This window comes from Streptosporangium subroseum, from assembly GCF_900188345.1.
Lineage (GTDB): Bacteria > Actinomycetota > Actinomycetes > Streptosporangiales > Streptosporangiaceae > Streptosporangium > Streptosporangium subroseum.
This window is the reverse complement of the sequence record NZ_FZOD01000071.1, coordinates 34,685-50,908: the sequence shown is the minus strand read 5'-3', so window position 1 is coordinate 50,908 and position 16,224 is coordinate 34,685. Positions and strand designations below refer to the sequence as shown.

Here is a 16,224-nt window from a genome sequence, read left to right as displayed (position 1 = left end):
GTGGGCCCGTAATGATCGGTCGAGGCCGAACCCTCAACACCGCCCTGAACATGCAACAACGGCAACCGCAACACAAAACGCGCCCCCCGCGGCGAATCCTCGATCCGCAAACTCCCCCGATGCGCCTCAGCGATATCCCGCGAAATAGCCAACCCCAAACCACTGCCCCCCGCATCCCGACGCCGCCCATCGGCCAACCGGGTAAACCGCTCAAACACCCGCTCCCGATCGGCCGGCGCCACCCCCGCCCCATCATCGACCACCGCCAACACCGCCCGACCATCGATCGCCTCCACCGACACCTCCACACTGGCAGCCGCATGCCGGCGAGCATTACTCAGCAAATTACCCACCACCCGAATCAACCGGATCTGCGAACCCGACACCCACACCCCCGACGCCGCATGCACATACACCGCCACCCCCGCACTCTGCGAAACCTGCATCGCCTCCTCCGTCACCAACTTGCCCAGATCAATCAACTCCCGCGCCGCCGGCTCCGCCACCCGCAACCGCGCCAGCAACAACAAATCATTGACAATCGCCTCCAACCTCCCCGTCGCCGACAGCGCCCCCCGAATACTGTCGACCGCATCCACCTCATCGGGATACAGCAACGCCTCCTCCAACTGCATCCGCAACCCCGCGATCGGAGTCCGCAACTCATGCGAGGTCGTCGAGGCAAACTGCCGCTGCTGCTCCACCACCTCCTGCAACCGCTCCAAACTCTGATTCGCCGTGCGCGCCAGCAACGCGAACTCATCCTCACCCGCCGGCACCGGCACCCGCAGACTCACATCACTACCGGTGATCTCCGCCATCCGCGCCCGGATCGCCGCCACCGGCCGCAACGTCCGACCCACCACCCACCACGTCAACCACCCCGCCAAACCCAGCAACACCAACGCCGCCACCGCCAAGAACAACTCCAGATAATGCCGACCCAGCAACCGCGGCTCCGCACTACCGGCATAGATCACCGGCGCCTCCGGGGCCGGCGAGACCCGGATCGCCATCAACAACAACCCGTTGTCATGCAACCGCTGGAAACGGTCGTTGGACGGCGGCCTGATGGCACTCAACGGCGCGCGCCCCCGCGCGCGCCGGCTCGCCCGTACCACCGCCCCCTGGGCGTCGACCAGCTGCACCAGATCCACCCCGCCCGAAGCCGGAATCATCTCGGGCATTCCTCCGGTTCGAGCCGCCGCACTCCACTGGCTGGCCACCCGCTCGGCGCTTTTGAACACGTCGTCCTCGATGCGATAGCGGATCACCAGATCGCAGCTCACCCCCACCACGACCAGCACCACCAGCAACAACGCCGTCGCCGCCGTGGTGTATCGCCCCTGGATCGAACGCAGGCGCAGGATCGAACGCAAACGCGATACCAACCTCACCGTGTCTCCTTCCAGGATGGGTACCTACCGACGACCGGGCCATCACGCCGCAGAAGCCCGACAGGGGCCATGGCTCTGTCCTCGGCTCCGTCCCCGCAAGCCGATGAAGGGCGAAAGCTCATGAATCGCCGAAATTGGTAATGCCTGCCCAGCGGCATGGCGAGAACGGCAGATATGGGGCGTGGGGACGGAGCATGCCGTTCTATGCCGTCATGACGGCGAGGCTGCCCAGCAGGGCCAGGGCATGCTCGGAAGGGCTGGCCGGCTCGGCCTGGAAGATGGTCAGCTGCTGGCCGGGAGCACTGCTGATGTTGAACAGCTCGCAGGTGAGGGTCAGATCGCCGACCTCGCGGTGGTGAATACGCTTGGCCTCGTGGGTCTTGCCGACGACGTCATGGCGCGCCCACAGCAGGCGGAACTCCTCGCTTTCGAGGGAGAGCTCATCGACCAGCTCGACCAGATAGGGATCGTCGAGGTCCGCTCCCGCGGCGGAGCGGAGGTGAGCCACCTTGGCTCGGGCGACCTTCTCCCAGTCCCGGTAGAACGTGCGTGCGGCGGGGTCCAGGAAGACCGTCCGGATCAGGTTGTCCCCGTGCTCCAGTTCTCTGAAGAGTGCGGTGGCCAGCGTGTTCGCGGCCAGCACGTCCATCCAGCGGTCGCACACGAACGCCGGGGTGGAGGACCAGCCCCGCATCAGCCGCAGCAGGTCCGGGCTCACCTGCTCCACCTGAGCGGTCGCTCCGCGCGGCCGCGACCTCGGGTGGGCGAGCTCGTACAGGTGCGTCGCGGCGTCGGGACCGAGATCCAGCACCCGTACCAGGGCACCGAGCACCCGCTCGGACGGATGGCGCTCGCGCCCCTGTTCCAGGCGGATGTAGTAGTCGGTGCTGACGTCCGCCAGCATCGCCACCTCCTCCCGGCGCAGTCCCGGCGTCCGGCGGGAACCGACGTGCAGCAGTCCTACCTGTCTGGGAGTGGTGACCTCGCGCCGAGCGCGAAGGAACTCTCCAAGGAGATTCTCGCTGTCCATTTCGTCACCGTATGTCGGAAGCTCGTCGGCAGGGAGGACGCATTACACCCAGGAGCGGTTCTCACCGTCGGCGAACACCCCCGATCGCGCGCCGGGGCAACAGGACCGCCCAGCATGGACGACAACTTCGAGCAGGGCCTCGCGTGGCTGCTCGACGGCATCTCCCACGACCTCCCCTAGATCTGTCGGTGCGGGGCTCTAACGTGTCCGGTGTTGTCCACTCGATGCCATGGAGACCCTCTTGATCATCGTGTCCGGGAAGCTGTACGTGGATCCAGACGTCCGTGACAAGTATCTCGCCGGATGTCTCGACGCCATGGAACAGGCGCGTGCCACCCCCGGCTGTCTCGATTTTGTGCTGGCAGCCGACCCGATCGAGCCGAATCGGATCAACGTGTACGAACGATGGGAGTCGGACGCGCACCTTCATCGGTTCCGCGACGCGGGTCCGGAGCCCGAGCAGACGGCCGCGATCCGCGACGCGCAGGTCGCGAAGTACCGCATCTCCTCCTCCGAGGCGCCCTGACCCTTCTCCTCCGAGGCGCCGCAACCCCCCACGGCACTTCATCCGGCGGCACCTCGGCGATCGATTTGCCGGCGGCCTCCGGATGGAGACCGGAGCCTTACCCCGCGCTCCCGGATCGCGCCCCCACCCGTGCGGGAGACCCCTCAGGCCTCATGGTTCAACACCTGCCCCACCCACCCCACGTTGAGGGTGGATCCAAGTTCGTGCAGGTAAAACCCTTGCCAACGGCACATGGGATGGGCATTATCTGGCATTACGGGCCGTCCTATCTCAGCCTTGCGCAGCCGCTCCCTCAAAACCTCCGGGTAGGACGGCCCGTCCAATTCAGATCCGCGCCATCAGATGATGCGGTGTCACAACAAGCCACATATCCGGCGGGCCGTTCCTCTGCGAGCGCGCCCAAGCCGAACCGGGCACTCGCACCGCCCATCAGGACGAGGGCCCCACGCATCTCTGGCAGATGTCCTGCCGGACGGCCCCCGTCCCTACATCCCGGGAACCAGGCGGGGGCCTTACCCCTGGACCGGCATCGAGCGGATCGGCACCGGGCACCGGCTGAGAGATCGGGCTACGCGCCGGGCCAACCCCCGGGCTCGTTCACGAGCAAGGGCCGTATCGCGACCGCGACGACCCCACGACCGTTCACGGACGAGAGCCGTGCCTCAGCTGACCTGTGAGGCGGCGACGGCCCAGGTGTTGCAGTAACCGATCCGGGCGTACTTCCACCCCTGCTGGAGCCAGCCCGCGTAGTGGTCGCCGTTGCCGTGGTCGCGCAGACCCAGGCCGTTCTGGTCGTCCCCGCGGCTGTACTCCATCCGCAGCACGGCCTCCCAGCGGGCGGCGGTGATGCCGAGCGGAGCCCTGACGGCGCGGGCGAAGACGCCGGCGAGACACTGGGCCTGGAGCTCGGACCTGCGGGAATGGGCGTCCTTGGCGGCCTTGGACTTGTTGGAGACCTCCCACCACCACGCCCCGCCGATGCCCGCCATGGACTGCACGTGATGACCGTACTCATGGGCGAGCACCGACAGGTAGGGAACGTGATTCTCCGCGGGATCGACCCGGTCGGTCTGCTGGATGAGATGGGTCAGGCCGATGTACATGCCCCGGTTGGACGGGCAGTAGTAGGCGGCGGCGCCGGAGGCCGGGTAGGTGCCGCAGGGACCACGGCCGGGACGGGACCAGTAGACCCGGCGCGGCGGCAGGAAGACCGCTCCCGCCTGGGAGAACTTTCCCGCCCATGCCCGGTCCAGGCAGCCGGTGACGGCATTGAGATAGCCGAGCATGTCGCGAGGCTGAACCGAGGGCCGGGATGCGCGGCAGGCCGTGGAGCTCATCTGGCCGGTGCCGTACAGCGGGTTGCGCTTGAGACGGGCGGCGGTGTCGGTGCGCTGCATGTAGCGGAGGTCGACGGCCATGCTCCCCTGCGCGGCCAGCGCGACCTTGGAATCACCCAGCCAGCCGAGGTTCAGCTTCTGCGGAGGAGCGAAGGTCGGCGGCGTGATCTCGGTCCTGCCGTCCGGCGCGGGCTCGGCGCTTCTGGTCGCCACCGGACCGGTCTCCGGGCCGGCCGGAGCCTGGGTCTCCTCGCCGCCGACCAGCCCGGCGACCACCACGACCACGGCGAACGTCATGGCGAGAACACCCAGGACACCAAGAGCCAGGGGGTTCGATCCGCGGGGGCGCATACGACCGCCTCTCCAGAAGGATGGATCTTCGGGCGGCAATCTAGCGGATATCTATCTATAAGTGTTTATGGACTGAAAAATATGGAAGAAAGCGCTCTTCGCCTGTCCCCTGTTCTCGCTAAGCTCCCCAGCCATGGCGGGATCTTCCTTGTACCGAGCAGCCGGGAGCGTGACCGCGATGGTCGCTCTCGCGGTGACGATGAGCGCTTTCTCGGCCCTGGCAGCCGGTACTGCGAATGCGGCCGACATCGCGAACACGGCGGATGCAGCGAACACGGCGGACGGCCCGGACCTGGCCGGTACCGCGAACGCGGCGGACACCTCGACCGCGAGCGCGACGACCGCCCAGGCCGGCAAGGTGACGAACGACACGGTCGAACTCGAACTGCGACAGGACGGCGTGCTGCACGTCAAGGAGACCGTCACCTTCGAAGGCGGCCCTCCGACACGGAGCCTGGTCGACCGGACGCGTTACGACGACGGTGACGACCGGCTCTACCAGGTCGTCAACCTCAAGGGCGACGCCACGATGGCCGGCGCCTCGATCGTTCTGAAGGGCTCGGGCACCGCCAACCTCGAATACGACGTCAAGGGCGCGGTGACTCCGCTGGCCGCCGCCCAAGAACTGCGGTGGTACGCCGTGGGAGGCTGGTCCGTCCCCGTCGAGCAGGCCAAGGTCACGCTGAGCGGCCCGGCGCAGCTCCAGAACCTCTCCTGCTTCGCGGGCCCGCTGAGTTCGGCGATCGCCTGTACCGAGGCCTCGATGGACCACACGGGCGTCACCGCCGAGTTCGGCCAGCAGGGCCTCGGCGCCGGTGAGGTGCTCACGGTGGTCGTCGGCTATCCGACGGGTGCCACGGAGGGCACGCCGATCCTGGAGCGCCGCTTCGAGCTGGCCAACGCCTTCACGCTGAATGCCGTCACCGGCGGCGCGCTGGCCGGTCTGGTGATCCTGATGCTCGGCGGCATCGGCATCCTCTACTGGACGCGAGGCCGCGACGACCGCGTGGTCGGCCATGAGTCCGGTGCGCAGAGCGGCGTCGAGAACGGCCACTTCGCCCCGCCGGACGGCGTGCGCCCCGGCCAGATCGGCACGCTCATGGACGAGCAGGCCGACGTGATCGATGTGACCGCCACGATCGTGGACCTGGCCGTCCGGGGCTACCTCCGGATCGACGAGCAGCCCCGGCAGACCTACGACGCGCCCGACTGGATGCTCGTGCAGATGCCCAGCGCCCCGGTCGGCTCCCTGCTGTCCTACGAGCGGGCGCTCTACGACGCCATCTTCGACGACCGCGACTCGGTGCTGCTGTCACAGCTCCAGGGCTCGTTCGGTCACAAGCTCGGCAAGGTCCGCGACGCGCTCTACCGCGACGTGGTCACGCAGGGCTGGTTCGCTCGCCGTCCCGACAGCGTCCGCACCCGCTGGACGACCCTCGGCGTGGCGCTCACCGTGGCCGGAGTCCTCGCCACCGTCGCGCTGGCCTGGTTCACCTCGTACGGACTGCTCGGCCTGGCCCTGATCATCGCGGGCGCCGCCCTGGCCGTCGGCGGCCAGTACATGCCGGCCAAGACCTCCAAGGGCGCGGGAGCCCTCGCCCACACCCTGGGCTTCCGGGAGTATCTGGCCGGCGGCCATCTCGGCGACGACGTTCCCGTGGCCCAGCGGGTGGAGCTGTTCTCCCGCTACCTGCCCTACGCCGTGATCTTCGACAGCGTGGACCGCTGGGCCCGGGTGGTCTCCTCGGTGAACGGCAACGGCCGGCAGGCCGACCACCTGTACTGGTATCACGGCCCGGCCGAGTGGGATCTGTCCAAGTTCGCCGACTCGATGCGGACGTTCACCATGACGACCTCGGGCGCCATCTCCTCCACCCGCCAGTTCCGCTCTCTCTGAGCGGGAACCGTTCCAGGCCGGGGCGCTCCCGAACGGATCGCCCCGAACCGGTGTCAGCCGAGAACGGGATCGGCCCGGACCGAACCGGGTCGGGTCAGGTCGAACCGGGTCGGGTCGGGAACAGAGTCGCTCTGGCTCAGGGCCGGTCGGAAACGGGATCGACCCGAACCGGGTCAGGTCGGATCGGGTCAGGTCGGGAACAGAATCGCTCTGGCTCAGGATCGGTCGGAAACGGGATCGTTCTGAGCCGGGACCGGGCGGAAGCAGGACCGCCCCGGGCCAGGGCCGCGAGTCCGCCGTCAGCGCACGCGAACCTCTCCGACCGGACGGCCGCCACCGAGCAGCACGCCGGTCGCGAGCTCGTCGAGCTCGGCTCCCTCGAAACCGAGGGCGGCCAGTGCCGCGACGGTGACCGGGACCCGAGCCCGCTGGCCACCGTCCTCGATCTTGACCGTGCCCGCGCGGCCGTCCTCGAAGGCGAAGGCGTCGAAGGCCTCGGCACCGGCCTTGACCATCAGGCCCGGGACCGCGCGCATCAGCCGGGCCTCGGGACGGGTCGTGCCGGACGTCCACTCGGGGTGAGCGCGGAAGGCGTCGGCGACGCGGCGCTCGGGGGTGCCGGGCTCGGCCTGGACAAGGGTGCGGAACGCCCGGGTCACGCCCGGCATCGACACGAAGAACAGCGGGGCGCCGCACCCGTCCACTCCCGTGGCGGCGACGCGCTCGCAGGTCAGCTCCTCGACCGTGGCCCGGATGGCCTTCTGCAGCGGATGGGCCGGGTCGAGGTAGGTCTCCAGCGGCCAGTCGTTGACCACGCAGGTGGCGAGCATCGCCGAGTGCTTTCCCGAGCAGTTCATGTAGATTCTGGCCCGGCCTCCGCCCGACCGCAGCACCTCGTCGCGGGAGGCGACGTCCCCGGGCAGATCTTCGGGACAGCGCAGCGCGCCCTCGTCCAGTCCGGCCCCGGAGAGGATCCTCCGGGCTCCCTCCACGTGGAACGGCTCTCCGTCGTGACTTCCACACGCCAGCGCGAGCAACTCCCCCTCCAGGGCGAGTCCCGCGCGCACCATGGCGAGCGTCTGCAGGGGTTTCATCGCCGAACGGGGCGAGACCAGGGCGTCCACCGCCCCGTGTGCCCGTACGATCGAACCGTCGGAGGCGACGGCCAGCATTCGCGCCCGATGGGTGGATTCCACGAACCCCGAGCGAGCAACCTCAACAACCAATGACTCAAAAGACACTTTATCCCCTTTCGTCCCAAGTCTAGGGATATCGATGAGCACGAGATGATGGGGCCATGCGTGCGGTCGTACAGCGGGTGAGTTCCGCTTCTGTGGTGGTGGACGGCGTGACGGTCGGGGCGATCGACGAGCCCGGACTGCTGGTCCTGGTCGGCGTGACCCACACCGACACCCCGGCGGAGGCGGCCAGGCTCGCCGCCAAACTCTGGGGCCTGCGAATCCTGTCAGGCGAGAAGTCCTGCTCCGACATCGGGGCGCCACTGCTCGTGGTCAGCCAGTTCACCCTGTACGGCGACGCACGCAAGGGCCGCCGTCCCACCTGGCAGGCCGCGGCGCCGGGACCGGTGGCCGAGCCGCTCGTGGAGGCCGTCTGCATCGGGCTACGCAAGCTGGGCGCCCACGTGGAAACCGGGGTGTTCGGCGCGGATATGCAGGTCACGCTGACCAATGACGGACCCATCACTTTGGTCCTGGAGATCTAAAAGGGCTACAAAGAAGCAGGGTGCATCCAAGATCTAACTCGTAGGGTCGCGACTTGTTCGAAACAAGTCCGCCATCACCCACGGGGAGGGTCCATGCGCATCTTCGTCAAGTCCTGCGTCGCCGCCGCCGCGCTGGTCACCGCACTAGTGCCCATCGCACACGCACAGACGAACACCACCAACGCACCGAGCGCACCGAGCGTGCAGGTCGCGCCGGTCGCTCCGGTCGCCGCGAGCACCGCCACCGCGCCGAGGCGGGCACCGGTCTTCTCCGCCTACCATGACGTCACGGCCAAGAAGCAGACCGAGCGCCTCACCGCCCTGCGCAACGAGGGCTACCGGCCGATCACCCTCACCGTGGACAACGCGGCCGCACCGCGTTACGGCGCGGTGTGGGTGAAGAGCCCCACCGCCGGGCCCGCCTGGGTGATGGACCAGGGCATGAGGTCGAACGGTTACCAGAACCGCTTCAACGCTCGCGTCGCCGACGGCTACCGTCCGACCTCGGTGAGCGCCAGCGGCTCCGGGAACGCCGCGGTCTTCGCCGCGATCTTCGAGAAGGTTCCGGGGAAGTTCACCGCCAGGCACAACCTCAACGCCGATCAGTTCGCCGCCGCCAACGCGGCCAACGCCAGGCGTGGATACATGCTCACGGCGCTGAACGCCTACGGCACCGTCAACGACCCGCGCTACATCGCGGTCTGGACGCAGGCTCCGGGCACCTGGACCGTCACCACGGCCCTCAGCCCGCAGGAGCACCACCAGGAGTTCCTCACCCGCACCAGCAACGGTGAGAAGCCCTCGCTGATCACCGTCGGCCCGGGCAACACCTACACGGCCGTGTGGGTCAAGGACGACGGGACGATGTGGCGCGAGTTCACGGACATGAGCTCGGCCGGCTACCAGAACCGGTTCAACACCTTGAAGGACAGGGGATTCCTCCCCGTCAAGCTGGACGTCGAGGAGGGTCGCTACGGGGCCATCTGGGCCCGCAGCTGATCCTGTCGGGAATCGATCCTGGCTGCGCCGCCGTACCGTCATCCGGTACGGCGGCGCGGCCGTCCCCACGCCCCGAGCGGATCCGTTCCGCACACGATCCCGGCGGCCCAGGGGTCGTCAGCGGATGCGGCGACGCAGTGCGGGGTCGATCTGGACGTTGCGGCCGGCGTCCGGCGGCACGATGACCTCCTGGGTCGCCGCCACCTCACCGGCCGTCAACGTGGCGTCCACCGGCACGGTCCGCTTGACCACGGCCAGCGCGATCGGGCCGAGCTCGTAGTGCCGGGCGGCACTGCCGACAAAACCGACTTCCCCGTCGTCGAGGACCACGGGTGTGCCGTGCTTCGGAAGCGTGTCCACGCTGCCGTCCAAATGGAGGAAGACCAGGCGGCGCGGCGGGTGACCGAGGTTGTGCACGCGGGCCACGGTCTCCTGGCCCTTGTAGCAGCCCTTGCTCAGGTGAAGGGCCGAGCCGATCCAGCCCACCTCGTGCGGAATCGTCTTGTGGTCGGTCTCGAAGCCCAGGCGAGGACGGTGGTCCTCGATCCGCAGCGCCTCGTAGGCCCAGAGCCCGGCAGGCTTCAGCCCGAGCCGCCCGGCCAGCAGGTCGCGAGGGAGGAGCACGTCGTCACCGACGAGGATGGCCCCCTCCGGCAGGGTGAGCCGCTCGGCCTCGACCACGGAGACCACGGCATAGTCGTCCGTCACCTCGTCGACCTCGACCCTGAGCATGAACCGCATCTTGTTGAGGAACGCGGTGAGCTCGGCCGCCGTGCCCGGCTCGACGTGCGCCCACACCGCCTCGCCGTCGTCGACGAGCGTGAGGTGGTGCTCCACCCGGCCCTGGGCGTCCAGAAGCAGCGTCTGGGTGGCCTGACCGGGTTTCAGGTTGTCGAGTTTCTGCGAACTCAGGTTGTTGAGCCAGCTCAACCGGTCGGGTCCGGAGATCCGGACGACCTCACGGTTGCTCCGGTCGACCATCGCCTCACCGGCGAGCAGCGCACGCTGCTCGGCGAACGGATCGCCGTAGTGTCCGGCGACGTCGGCGTCAGGGGTCTCGGCCGCGACCGCGCCGGGAGTGTCCAGCAGAGGGCTTCGCATGGCTCCAGACTACGAGGCCTCAGCGGCACTTTTGGCAGCGGCCGAAGACCGTCAGGTGGTGCACGTCGGTGGCGAACCCGAGCTCCCGGTCGAGGCTGTCGACGAAGGCCTGCACCAGCTCCGGACGGGCCTCGCTGATCTCCCCGCAGTTGCCGCAGACCAGATGCACGTGATTGGCCTCGGCGGCCAGGTGATACGTGGGCGCGCCGTGCCCGAGATGGGTGTGGGTGACCATGCCGAGCTCCTCGAGCAGTTCGAGGGTCCGGTAGACGGTCGAGATGTTCACTCCACGGGCGGTTTCCCGCACCCGGGCACAGATCTCCTCGGGAGTGGCGTGGTCCACGGCCTTGATCGCCTCAAGCACCAGCTGGCGTTGCGGAGTGACCCGGTAACCGCGCGACCGGAGTTTCTCATGCCACGACGTCTCGGTCATGCCCAGAGTCTAAGAGCACCGGGGCGCGATGGGGCCCGCATCTTCGCGCGGTCCGGCGGAGGTTCTTCGAGATCGACAATTAGCGAAGTACGTACTAAAGTCATCCTTCATTATGAAGGACGTACATAAATCATTGACCGACTTCGACAGCGACCCCGGCGGCTCCCTCTTCGACCCCGGGGCGAGGGCCGCCATGACCCGGTTCACCGCCGGAGACGACACTCTCGCCCTCGAAGCCGCGACCGCCGTCCGCACCGCCTTCAACGCCGTCGAACGCATGCGTGCCCACGGAGCTCAGGGCCGCGGGCTGAGCACCGGGGCGCTTGACCTCCTGATGCGCCTGAGCGCCTCGACCGACGACAGGATCAGCATCGGCGAGCTGGCCCAGTCGGCCGGGGTGAGCTCCCGCAACGTCACCGGGCTGGTCGACACCCTCGAACGCGACGGGCTGGTACGGCGGGTTCCCGATCGCCACGACCGGCGCTCCGTCCTGGCCCAGATCACCCCCGCCGGGCAGGCGTGGATCGAATCCTTCCGCCGGCCGACCCAGGCCGCCATGGCGGCGATCTTCCGGGACTTCACACCCGCCGAGCTGACCCAGCTGCGGCACCTGTGCCTACGCCTCGCGGAAAACCAGCACCGGGCCTTCCAGCACCTGACCCGGCCCGACGACGCGGGCGACGCACAACCCTGAGCCCGGCCCCGGTGGGCAAGCCCGTAGGACGCGTTCGAGGCATCGGCACACGTTCCCGAACCGGCCCGACGGCGCAGGCGGCACAGAGCCCTGGACCCGGCCCCGGCGAGCAGGCCGGCAGGACGCGTTCACGGCATCAGCGCATCGTGAAGACATGATCGAGAACCACGTAGCCAGGAGATCAGGAAATGGCTTCCATCCACGCAGAAGTCGTGATCAATTCGTCCCCGGAGCAGGTGTGGGCGGCGATACGCGATGTGGGCGCGGTGCACCGGCGCCTTCTGCCGAACCGCGTCGCCGACACCCGCATCGAGGGCGACATCAGGATTCTGATCTATCCCGACGGTCAGGTCATCCGCGAGCTGATCGTCGATGTGAACGACACGACATGCCGGCTCGCCTACGCGGTGATCGAAGGCGCGCGGCAGCCCATCACGTATCACCACGCCTCGTTCCAGGTCTTCCCCGAAGGTCCGGATCGCAGCCGGCTCGTCTGGATAACCGACCTGCTGCCGGATGCGCTCGCGACGGAGACCCGCGCGCGTATCGAGCGGGGTGCGCAGGACATGAAACGGACGCTGGAGGAAGCCGCGGCCCTTTAGGGCGGGACTCCTGGAGCGGGGCTCTCCGGCCAGGGCGGGACTCCTGGAGCGGGCTCCCCGGCGCCGCGGCAGGGGCTCCCCGATGACGCCGCGGAGGCGGAGCGAGCACCGCCTCCAGCTCGGGGGTCCGCGTCGGCGGCGAGGGGACCGGCGGCCGTCCGCGGGGCGGCTCCAACACGCTCCCGCGCTGCTCCCCGCAAGCTCTTTTACCGCCCTGAGCTAGGGCGGAGCGGAGATGGAAGCCGGGCCGCGAATATTCATTTGCCCTGGCCCGATGAATTTCATACGGTACAGACACGCCGAAAGGAGGTGGTCCGAACAATGGTTAATCATAGTTGGGCTAGCGAGGTGGCTGTCCGCTAGGGCGCCCCAGCTCCGGACTTCTGTCCGGACGTCTGGCGACGTTCGGCGAATCCAGGACAACACCGGAACCCCGGGCTGCCGGAAGGCGGGCCATCCCGCCTTTGGTCCATCCGGCCCTCCTGCCAAGCAGGAGGAGCAGGCCCGGGGTTCTTCCCTTTCCAGGATCGTTCAGTGCTCGCCGCGGGCCGGAAGGCCGAGAGCGGCGCAGGCCTCCCGGTAGAGGCGGACGACCTCCCCGCGGACCTGGGCGCGCTCGGTCAGCGTGGTGCTCCACGGGACCCGGACCGTGACGTCCTCGCCGCCGACCACGGCCACGAACTCGATCGCCTCGGAGTCCACTCCCGTCGTCTTCGCGCCGGTGGCCTCGGGCTGCCCGCCGAGGCTCTTGCAGATCAGCAGCGCGTCGTCACCGTGGTCGTCGTTCATGTGGCGCTTGATGGCCTCGACCACGTCAGGGGTGAAAGGAGTGCTCATCCCGCAGAGCGTATCCAGCCGGACCACCGAACGGCTCACCGGCGGGGCGCCCATCTGCCTTCGCCCGGTCACAGCCGGGCGTCCGAGCAGGATGGCCCCCCGTCGACCCGGCGAACCCTCCCGAACGTCCGTCAGACCTCGTCCGGCACGAAGTCGCCCACCTTCTTGAGCTCGGCCGAGATGTGCGACTGGATCGGCTGACCCATGGCCGCCATGTCGTAGGCCCACATCAGGTTGCCGTTGACCAGGCCGTAGAGGCGGTGACCCGCGGTGTACTCCTTGGCGGTGGCCGTGCGGGCCACCACGTCGGTGTGAAGCTCGATCTTGTTGAAGACCACCTCGCCGACGTAGATCTCCACGATGCCCGTCGGATGCGACAGGCACACCTCCAGCTGACGATTGGGCAGCTGACGCCAGAAACCAGTCTCGGTGCCCAGCGGGCGCACCTTGGCACCCGCCTCGTCGAGCAGCCAGGTGCGGCTGGTGTAGCTCAGGAACGGCTTGCCGTTGTGGCCGAAGACAATCTCCTGGCCGAAGTTGAAGCTCTCGATGGTCGGATATCCCCCGACTCCGGCCCCCTCCCATCTGCCCACGAGGAAGGCGATCGGCTCAAGGTCGGGATGCAGTTCGGGAACGTCCATGAAAACGAGCCTAAAGGTGTCCTGATGCGGTTCGCGCCGGTGACACGGACACGCATAGGCTTCAGGACATGGCACGATCACTGGTGATCAAAGTGACCGCCGGCATGGAGTCACCCGAACGCTGCAACCAGGCGTTCACGGTGGCCGCGGCGGCGTTGGTAAGCGGGGTTCCCGTCTCGCTCTGGCTGACAGGCGAGTCCGCGTGGTTCGCCCTGCCCGGACGGGCCAAGGAGTTCACGCTGCCGCACGCGGCCCAGCTCGACGACCTGCTCGACGCGGTGCTGGCGACCGGCAAGGTGACGCTGTGCACGCAGTGCGCGGCCCGGCGGGACATCACGGTGGACGATGTGATCGAGGGCATACGCATCGCGGGCGCCCCCACCTTCGTCGAGGAGATCCTCGGCGAAGGCGTTCAGGCACTCGTCTACTGACCGGAACGACCCGCCGACCGGGAAGACCACGTCCCCAGATGGAGGATCCGGCCTTCCCGATCGGCATCGGCCCGGTCCCGACCGGCCGGGCCCGAGCTGGCCACGGCCCGGTCATGAGCCGAACCACAGGCACGCCCTCGGGACGACGGCCTCACCGCCGCCCGGCGCGGGTTCGTCGGGCCGCCCGGTGAGAGTCCGTCAGCGGGGCAGCACCGCGGTCAGCCGCTCCTCGCGGAGCCGCTCGAACCAGGAGTCGTCGATCGGCGGGAGCTGGGCGCCCACCGCCCAGGTCAGCAGCAGGTCCGCCAGACCGGGGTTGCGGGCGAGCGCGGGACCGTGCAGATAGGTGCCGACGATCCTGCCCGTGTAGCAGCCCTCGGTGCCGTCACCGTTACCGGTGCCGATCGTCGTACGGGCCAGCGGCCGGACACCCGGTCCGAGCCGGGTGACGCCCATGTGGTTCTCGAAGCCGGTCAGCGTCGGGAGGCCGAGCGCGGAGTCCGTCTCGCCGGCCAGCTCGCCGACGGCACGGCCCTCGCCGCGGCCACTGGCGATGTCGATCAGCCCGATGCCGTCCACCGGCTGGCCTTCCTCGCCGCCGAACGTCGTACCCATGATCTGGTAACCCGCGCAGACGGCCAGCAGGGAAGCGCCTCGGGCGATGGCCCGGTGCAGGCCGCCGTCCCGGCGGAGGCGCTCGGCGGCCAGGATCTGCGGCCGGTCCTCCCCGCCGCCGATCAGGTAGATGTCACCGCCCTCGGGCACCGGGTCGGCCGAACGCACGTGGAAGGTCTCGACCGGGATGCCACGACGCTGGGCCCGTTGTTCCAGGATCAGGACGTTGCCCTGGTCTCCATAGGTGCTCAGCAAATCCGGATAAATCCAGACAATACGTAGGGCGCTGTCAGACTGCACGACCGAACTCCGATCGAATGTTCTGGAAGGCGGTGTAGTTGGCGATCACGTCGACCTTGCCCGGCGGCTGTGCGGCGAGCGCCTGTCCGAAGGAGCCCGCCAGCTGGAACGGCACGCCCGCCACGTCGAGCCGGAGCGCGAGGTCCAGCCGCCGCTCCCCGGCCACGAAGACCGGCCTGCCGCGCAGTACGCGGTAGTCGACGTCCCACAGCCAGGAGGTGTCGCGACCGTCGGGACCCTGGGCGTTCACCGAGAGGATCACCGGAAGCGAGGGGTCGAGCACGTCGAAGGCCTCCAGCCAGCCGGCCGGGTTCTTGGCCAGCAGCAGGCGGGCATGCCGACCGTCACGCTCCACCGTGGTGTAGCGACCGGCGACGGAGGTCACCTCGCGCAGCCGGGGCAGTGCCCGATCGACCGGGAGGCCGAACACCTCGGCCGTGGCCAGCGCGATCGCGGCGTTGGCCCGGTTGGCCCGGCCGGGGAGCTTGAGGTCCAGCACCCAGCGCCGGCCGCGCGGGTCGATCACCGCGTCGTCGTCGAGGACCCAGGACGGCGTGGGCCGACGGAAGGTGCACTCCCGGCAGGCCCAGTCGTTCTCCGTCGTGCCGGGGTTCGCTCCCGTCCCGGCGCTGCCGGGCGGGACGTATTCCATCCCCTTGCGGTCCAGCGGGCCGCCGCACTGGGGGCAGCACCAGGAGTCTTCCTTCCACGGCTGCCCGGCCGACACCCAGGTCACCGAGGCGGCCGTGGAGGCACCCCAGGTCACCAGCGGGTCGTCGGCGTTGGCGATCACGTGGGTGTTCTTGCCCGCCAGCGCCCGCCGCCACTTCTGGGCCAGCAGCCAGATCTCACCGGCCCGGTCCATCTGGTCGCGGCTGAGGTTCATCAGGCAGATGACTCCCGCGCCCGTGGCGTCGATCACCTCGGGCAGGTATTTCTCGTCGACCTCCAGGACGCCGTAGGGCGCGTCCTTGGCCGACGACAGCGCCGAGACGTGCCCGGCGGGCATGTTGGCGCCGAAGGCGTTGGTGGCGACCTCGCCGAGTTCCTGCAGCGCGGAGGTGATCAGGCGGGTCGTGGTGGTCTTGCCGTTCGTGGCGCTCACCAGCGCCAGTTTGCGGTCATGCGCGAGCTGGCGCAGCAGATCGGGCTCCAGGACCAGGCTGACCCGGCCACCGATCACTGATCCGTCGCCGCGCCCGGTCGCTCGGGACAGGGTCGCGGCCGTCCGGCCGAGAGCACTTGCGAGCTGCGCCCGCAGCGGAAGCTGGGTCATGTCAGGGATCCTAGCCGCGGATGGGCATGGTTAC

At 68.7% G+C, this 16,224-nt stretch carries 17 protein-coding genes; 7 read left to right on the top strand and 10 right to left on the bottom strand.

Annotated features, from left to right (window positions below):
- On the bottom strand, nt 1-1,397 hold a 1,397-nt coding region (locus CHC08_RS52630; RefSeq protein WP_089211923.1), incomplete at its 3' end, for a sensor histidine kinase.
- 202 nt (nt 1,398-1,599) lie between these two features.
- Nucleotides 1,600-2,427, bottom strand: a complete 828-nt coding sequence (locus CHC08_RS40430; protein ID WP_089212680.1) for a helix-turn-helix transcriptional regulator — start codon at nt 2,425-2,427, stop codon at nt 1,600-1,602.
- A 229-nt stretch (nt 2,428-2,656) separates the two neighbouring features.
- Here CHC08_RS40430 and CHC08_RS40425 point away from each other — a divergent pair, with 229 nt between their 5' ends.
- Nucleotides 2,657-2,953, top strand: a complete 297-nt coding sequence (locus CHC08_RS40425) for a putative quinol monooxygenase (RefSeq protein ID WP_179282496.1) — start codon at nt 2,657-2,659, stop codon at nt 2,951-2,953.
- 662 nt (nt 2,954-3,615) lie between these two features.
- Here the strand turns inward: CHC08_RS40425 and CHC08_RS40420 are convergent.
- On the bottom strand, nt 3,616-4,641 hold the full coding sequence (locus tag CHC08_RS40420; RefSeq protein WP_089212679.1) for a neutral zinc metallopeptidase: 1,026 nt from the start codon (nt 4,639-4,641) through the stop codon (nt 3,616-3,618).
- A 178-nt stretch (nt 4,642-4,819) separates the two neighbouring features.
- Between CHC08_RS40420 and CHC08_RS40415 the strand changes: the two genes are divergently transcribed.
- On the top strand, nt 4,820-6,538 hold the full coding sequence (locus CHC08_RS40415; protein ID WP_245878871.1) for a DUF2207 domain-containing protein: 1,719 nt from the start codon (nt 4,820-4,822) through the stop codon (nt 6,536-6,538).
- Nucleotides 6,539-6,837: 299 nt separating this feature from the next.
- On the opposite strand, the gene CHC08_RS40410 is transcribed toward CHC08_RS40415, so the two are convergent.
- Nucleotides 6,838-7,779, bottom strand: coding sequence for an asparaginase (locus tag CHC08_RS40410; protein WP_089212678.1), 942 nt, complete (start codon nt 7,777-7,779; stop codon nt 6,838-6,840).
- A gap of 56 nt (nt 7,780-7,835) precedes the next feature.
- Here CHC08_RS40410 and dtd point away from each other — a divergent pair, with 56 nt between their 5' ends.
- Together dtd and CHC08_RS40400 are read left to right on the top strand one after the other, a co-directional pair.
- On the top strand, nt 7,836-8,261 hold the full coding sequence (dtd, locus tag CHC08_RS40405) for a D-aminoacyl-tRNA deacylase (protein WP_089212677.1): 426 nt from the start codon (nt 7,836-7,838) through the stop codon (nt 8,259-8,261).
- Between the two features lie 93 nt (nt 8,262-8,354).
- Nucleotides 8,355-9,260: a hypothetical protein gene (locus CHC08_RS40400; RefSeq protein ID WP_089212676.1), complete on the top strand. Its 906-nt coding sequence runs from the start codon at nt 8,355-8,357 to the stop codon at nt 9,258-9,260.
- A gap of 117 nt (nt 9,261-9,377) precedes the next feature.
- Here CHC08_RS40400 and ygfZ read toward each other — a convergent pair whose 3' ends face one another.
- Nucleotides 9,378-10,361, bottom strand: coding sequence for a CAF17-like 4Fe-4S cluster assembly/insertion protein YgfZ (gene ygfZ, locus CHC08_RS40395; protein ID WP_089212675.1), 984 nt, complete (start codon nt 10,359-10,361; stop codon nt 9,378-9,380).
- Between the two features lie 19 nt (nt 10,362-10,380).
- Nucleotides 10,381-10,794: a Fur family transcriptional regulator gene (locus tag CHC08_RS40390; RefSeq protein ID WP_089212674.1), complete on the bottom strand. Its 414-nt coding sequence runs from the start codon at nt 10,792-10,794 to the stop codon at nt 10,381-10,383.
- A gap of 133 nt (nt 10,795-10,927) precedes the next feature.
- Here CHC08_RS40390 and CHC08_RS40385 point away from each other — a divergent pair, with 133 nt between their 5' ends.
- Nucleotides 10,928-11,488 (top strand): MarR family winged helix-turn-helix transcriptional regulator, encoded by a 561-nt coding sequence (locus tag CHC08_RS40385; RefSeq protein ID WP_218825721.1) that lies wholly within the window; start codon nt 10,928-10,930, stop codon nt 11,486-11,488.
- A 188-nt stretch (nt 11,489-11,676) separates the two neighbouring features.
- Nucleotides 11,677-12,090, top strand: coding sequence for an SRPBCC family protein (locus tag CHC08_RS40380; RefSeq protein WP_089212672.1), 414 nt, complete (start codon nt 11,677-11,679; stop codon nt 12,088-12,090).
- Nucleotides 12,091-12,621: 531 nt separating this feature from the next.
- On the opposite strand, the gene CHC08_RS40375 is transcribed toward CHC08_RS40380, so the two are convergent.
- Nucleotides 12,622-12,927: a DUF2470 domain-containing protein gene (locus CHC08_RS40375; RefSeq protein WP_089212684.1), complete on the bottom strand. Its 306-nt coding sequence runs from the start codon at nt 12,925-12,927 to the stop codon at nt 12,622-12,624.
- 131 nt (nt 12,928-13,058) lie between these two features.
- The gene (locus CHC08_RS40370) at nt 13,059-13,568 is read right to left on the bottom strand and encodes a heme-binding beta-barrel domain-containing protein (protein WP_089212671.1); all 510 of its coding nucleotides are present in this window, start codon (nt 13,566-13,568) and stop codon (nt 13,059-13,061) included.
- Between the two features lie 68 nt (nt 13,569-13,636).
- Here CHC08_RS40370 and CHC08_RS40365 point away from each other — a divergent pair, with 68 nt between their 5' ends.
- Nucleotides 13,637-13,999 carry a DsrE family protein gene (locus tag CHC08_RS40365; protein WP_089212670.1) on the top strand — a complete coding sequence of 121 codons (363 nt, stop codon included), beginning with the start codon at nt 13,637-13,639 and terminating at the stop codon, nt 13,997-13,999.
- Between the two features lie 198 nt (nt 14,000-14,197).
- Here the strand turns inward: CHC08_RS40365 and CHC08_RS40360 are convergent, their stop codons facing one another.
- A complete protein-coding gene (locus tag CHC08_RS40360; protein ID WP_089212669.1) occupies nt 14,198-14,914 on the bottom strand; it encodes a type 1 glutamine amidotransferase in 717 nt (238 codons plus the stop codon).
- On the bottom strand, nt 14,904-16,190 hold the full coding sequence (locus CHC08_RS40355; protein ID WP_089212668.1) for a Mur ligase family protein: 1,287 nt from the start codon (nt 16,188-16,190) through the stop codon (nt 14,904-14,906). The genes CHC08_RS40360 and CHC08_RS40355 overlap by 11 nt, the downstream gene beginning before the upstream one ends.
- Nucleotides 16,191-16,224 lie beyond the last annotated feature (34 nt).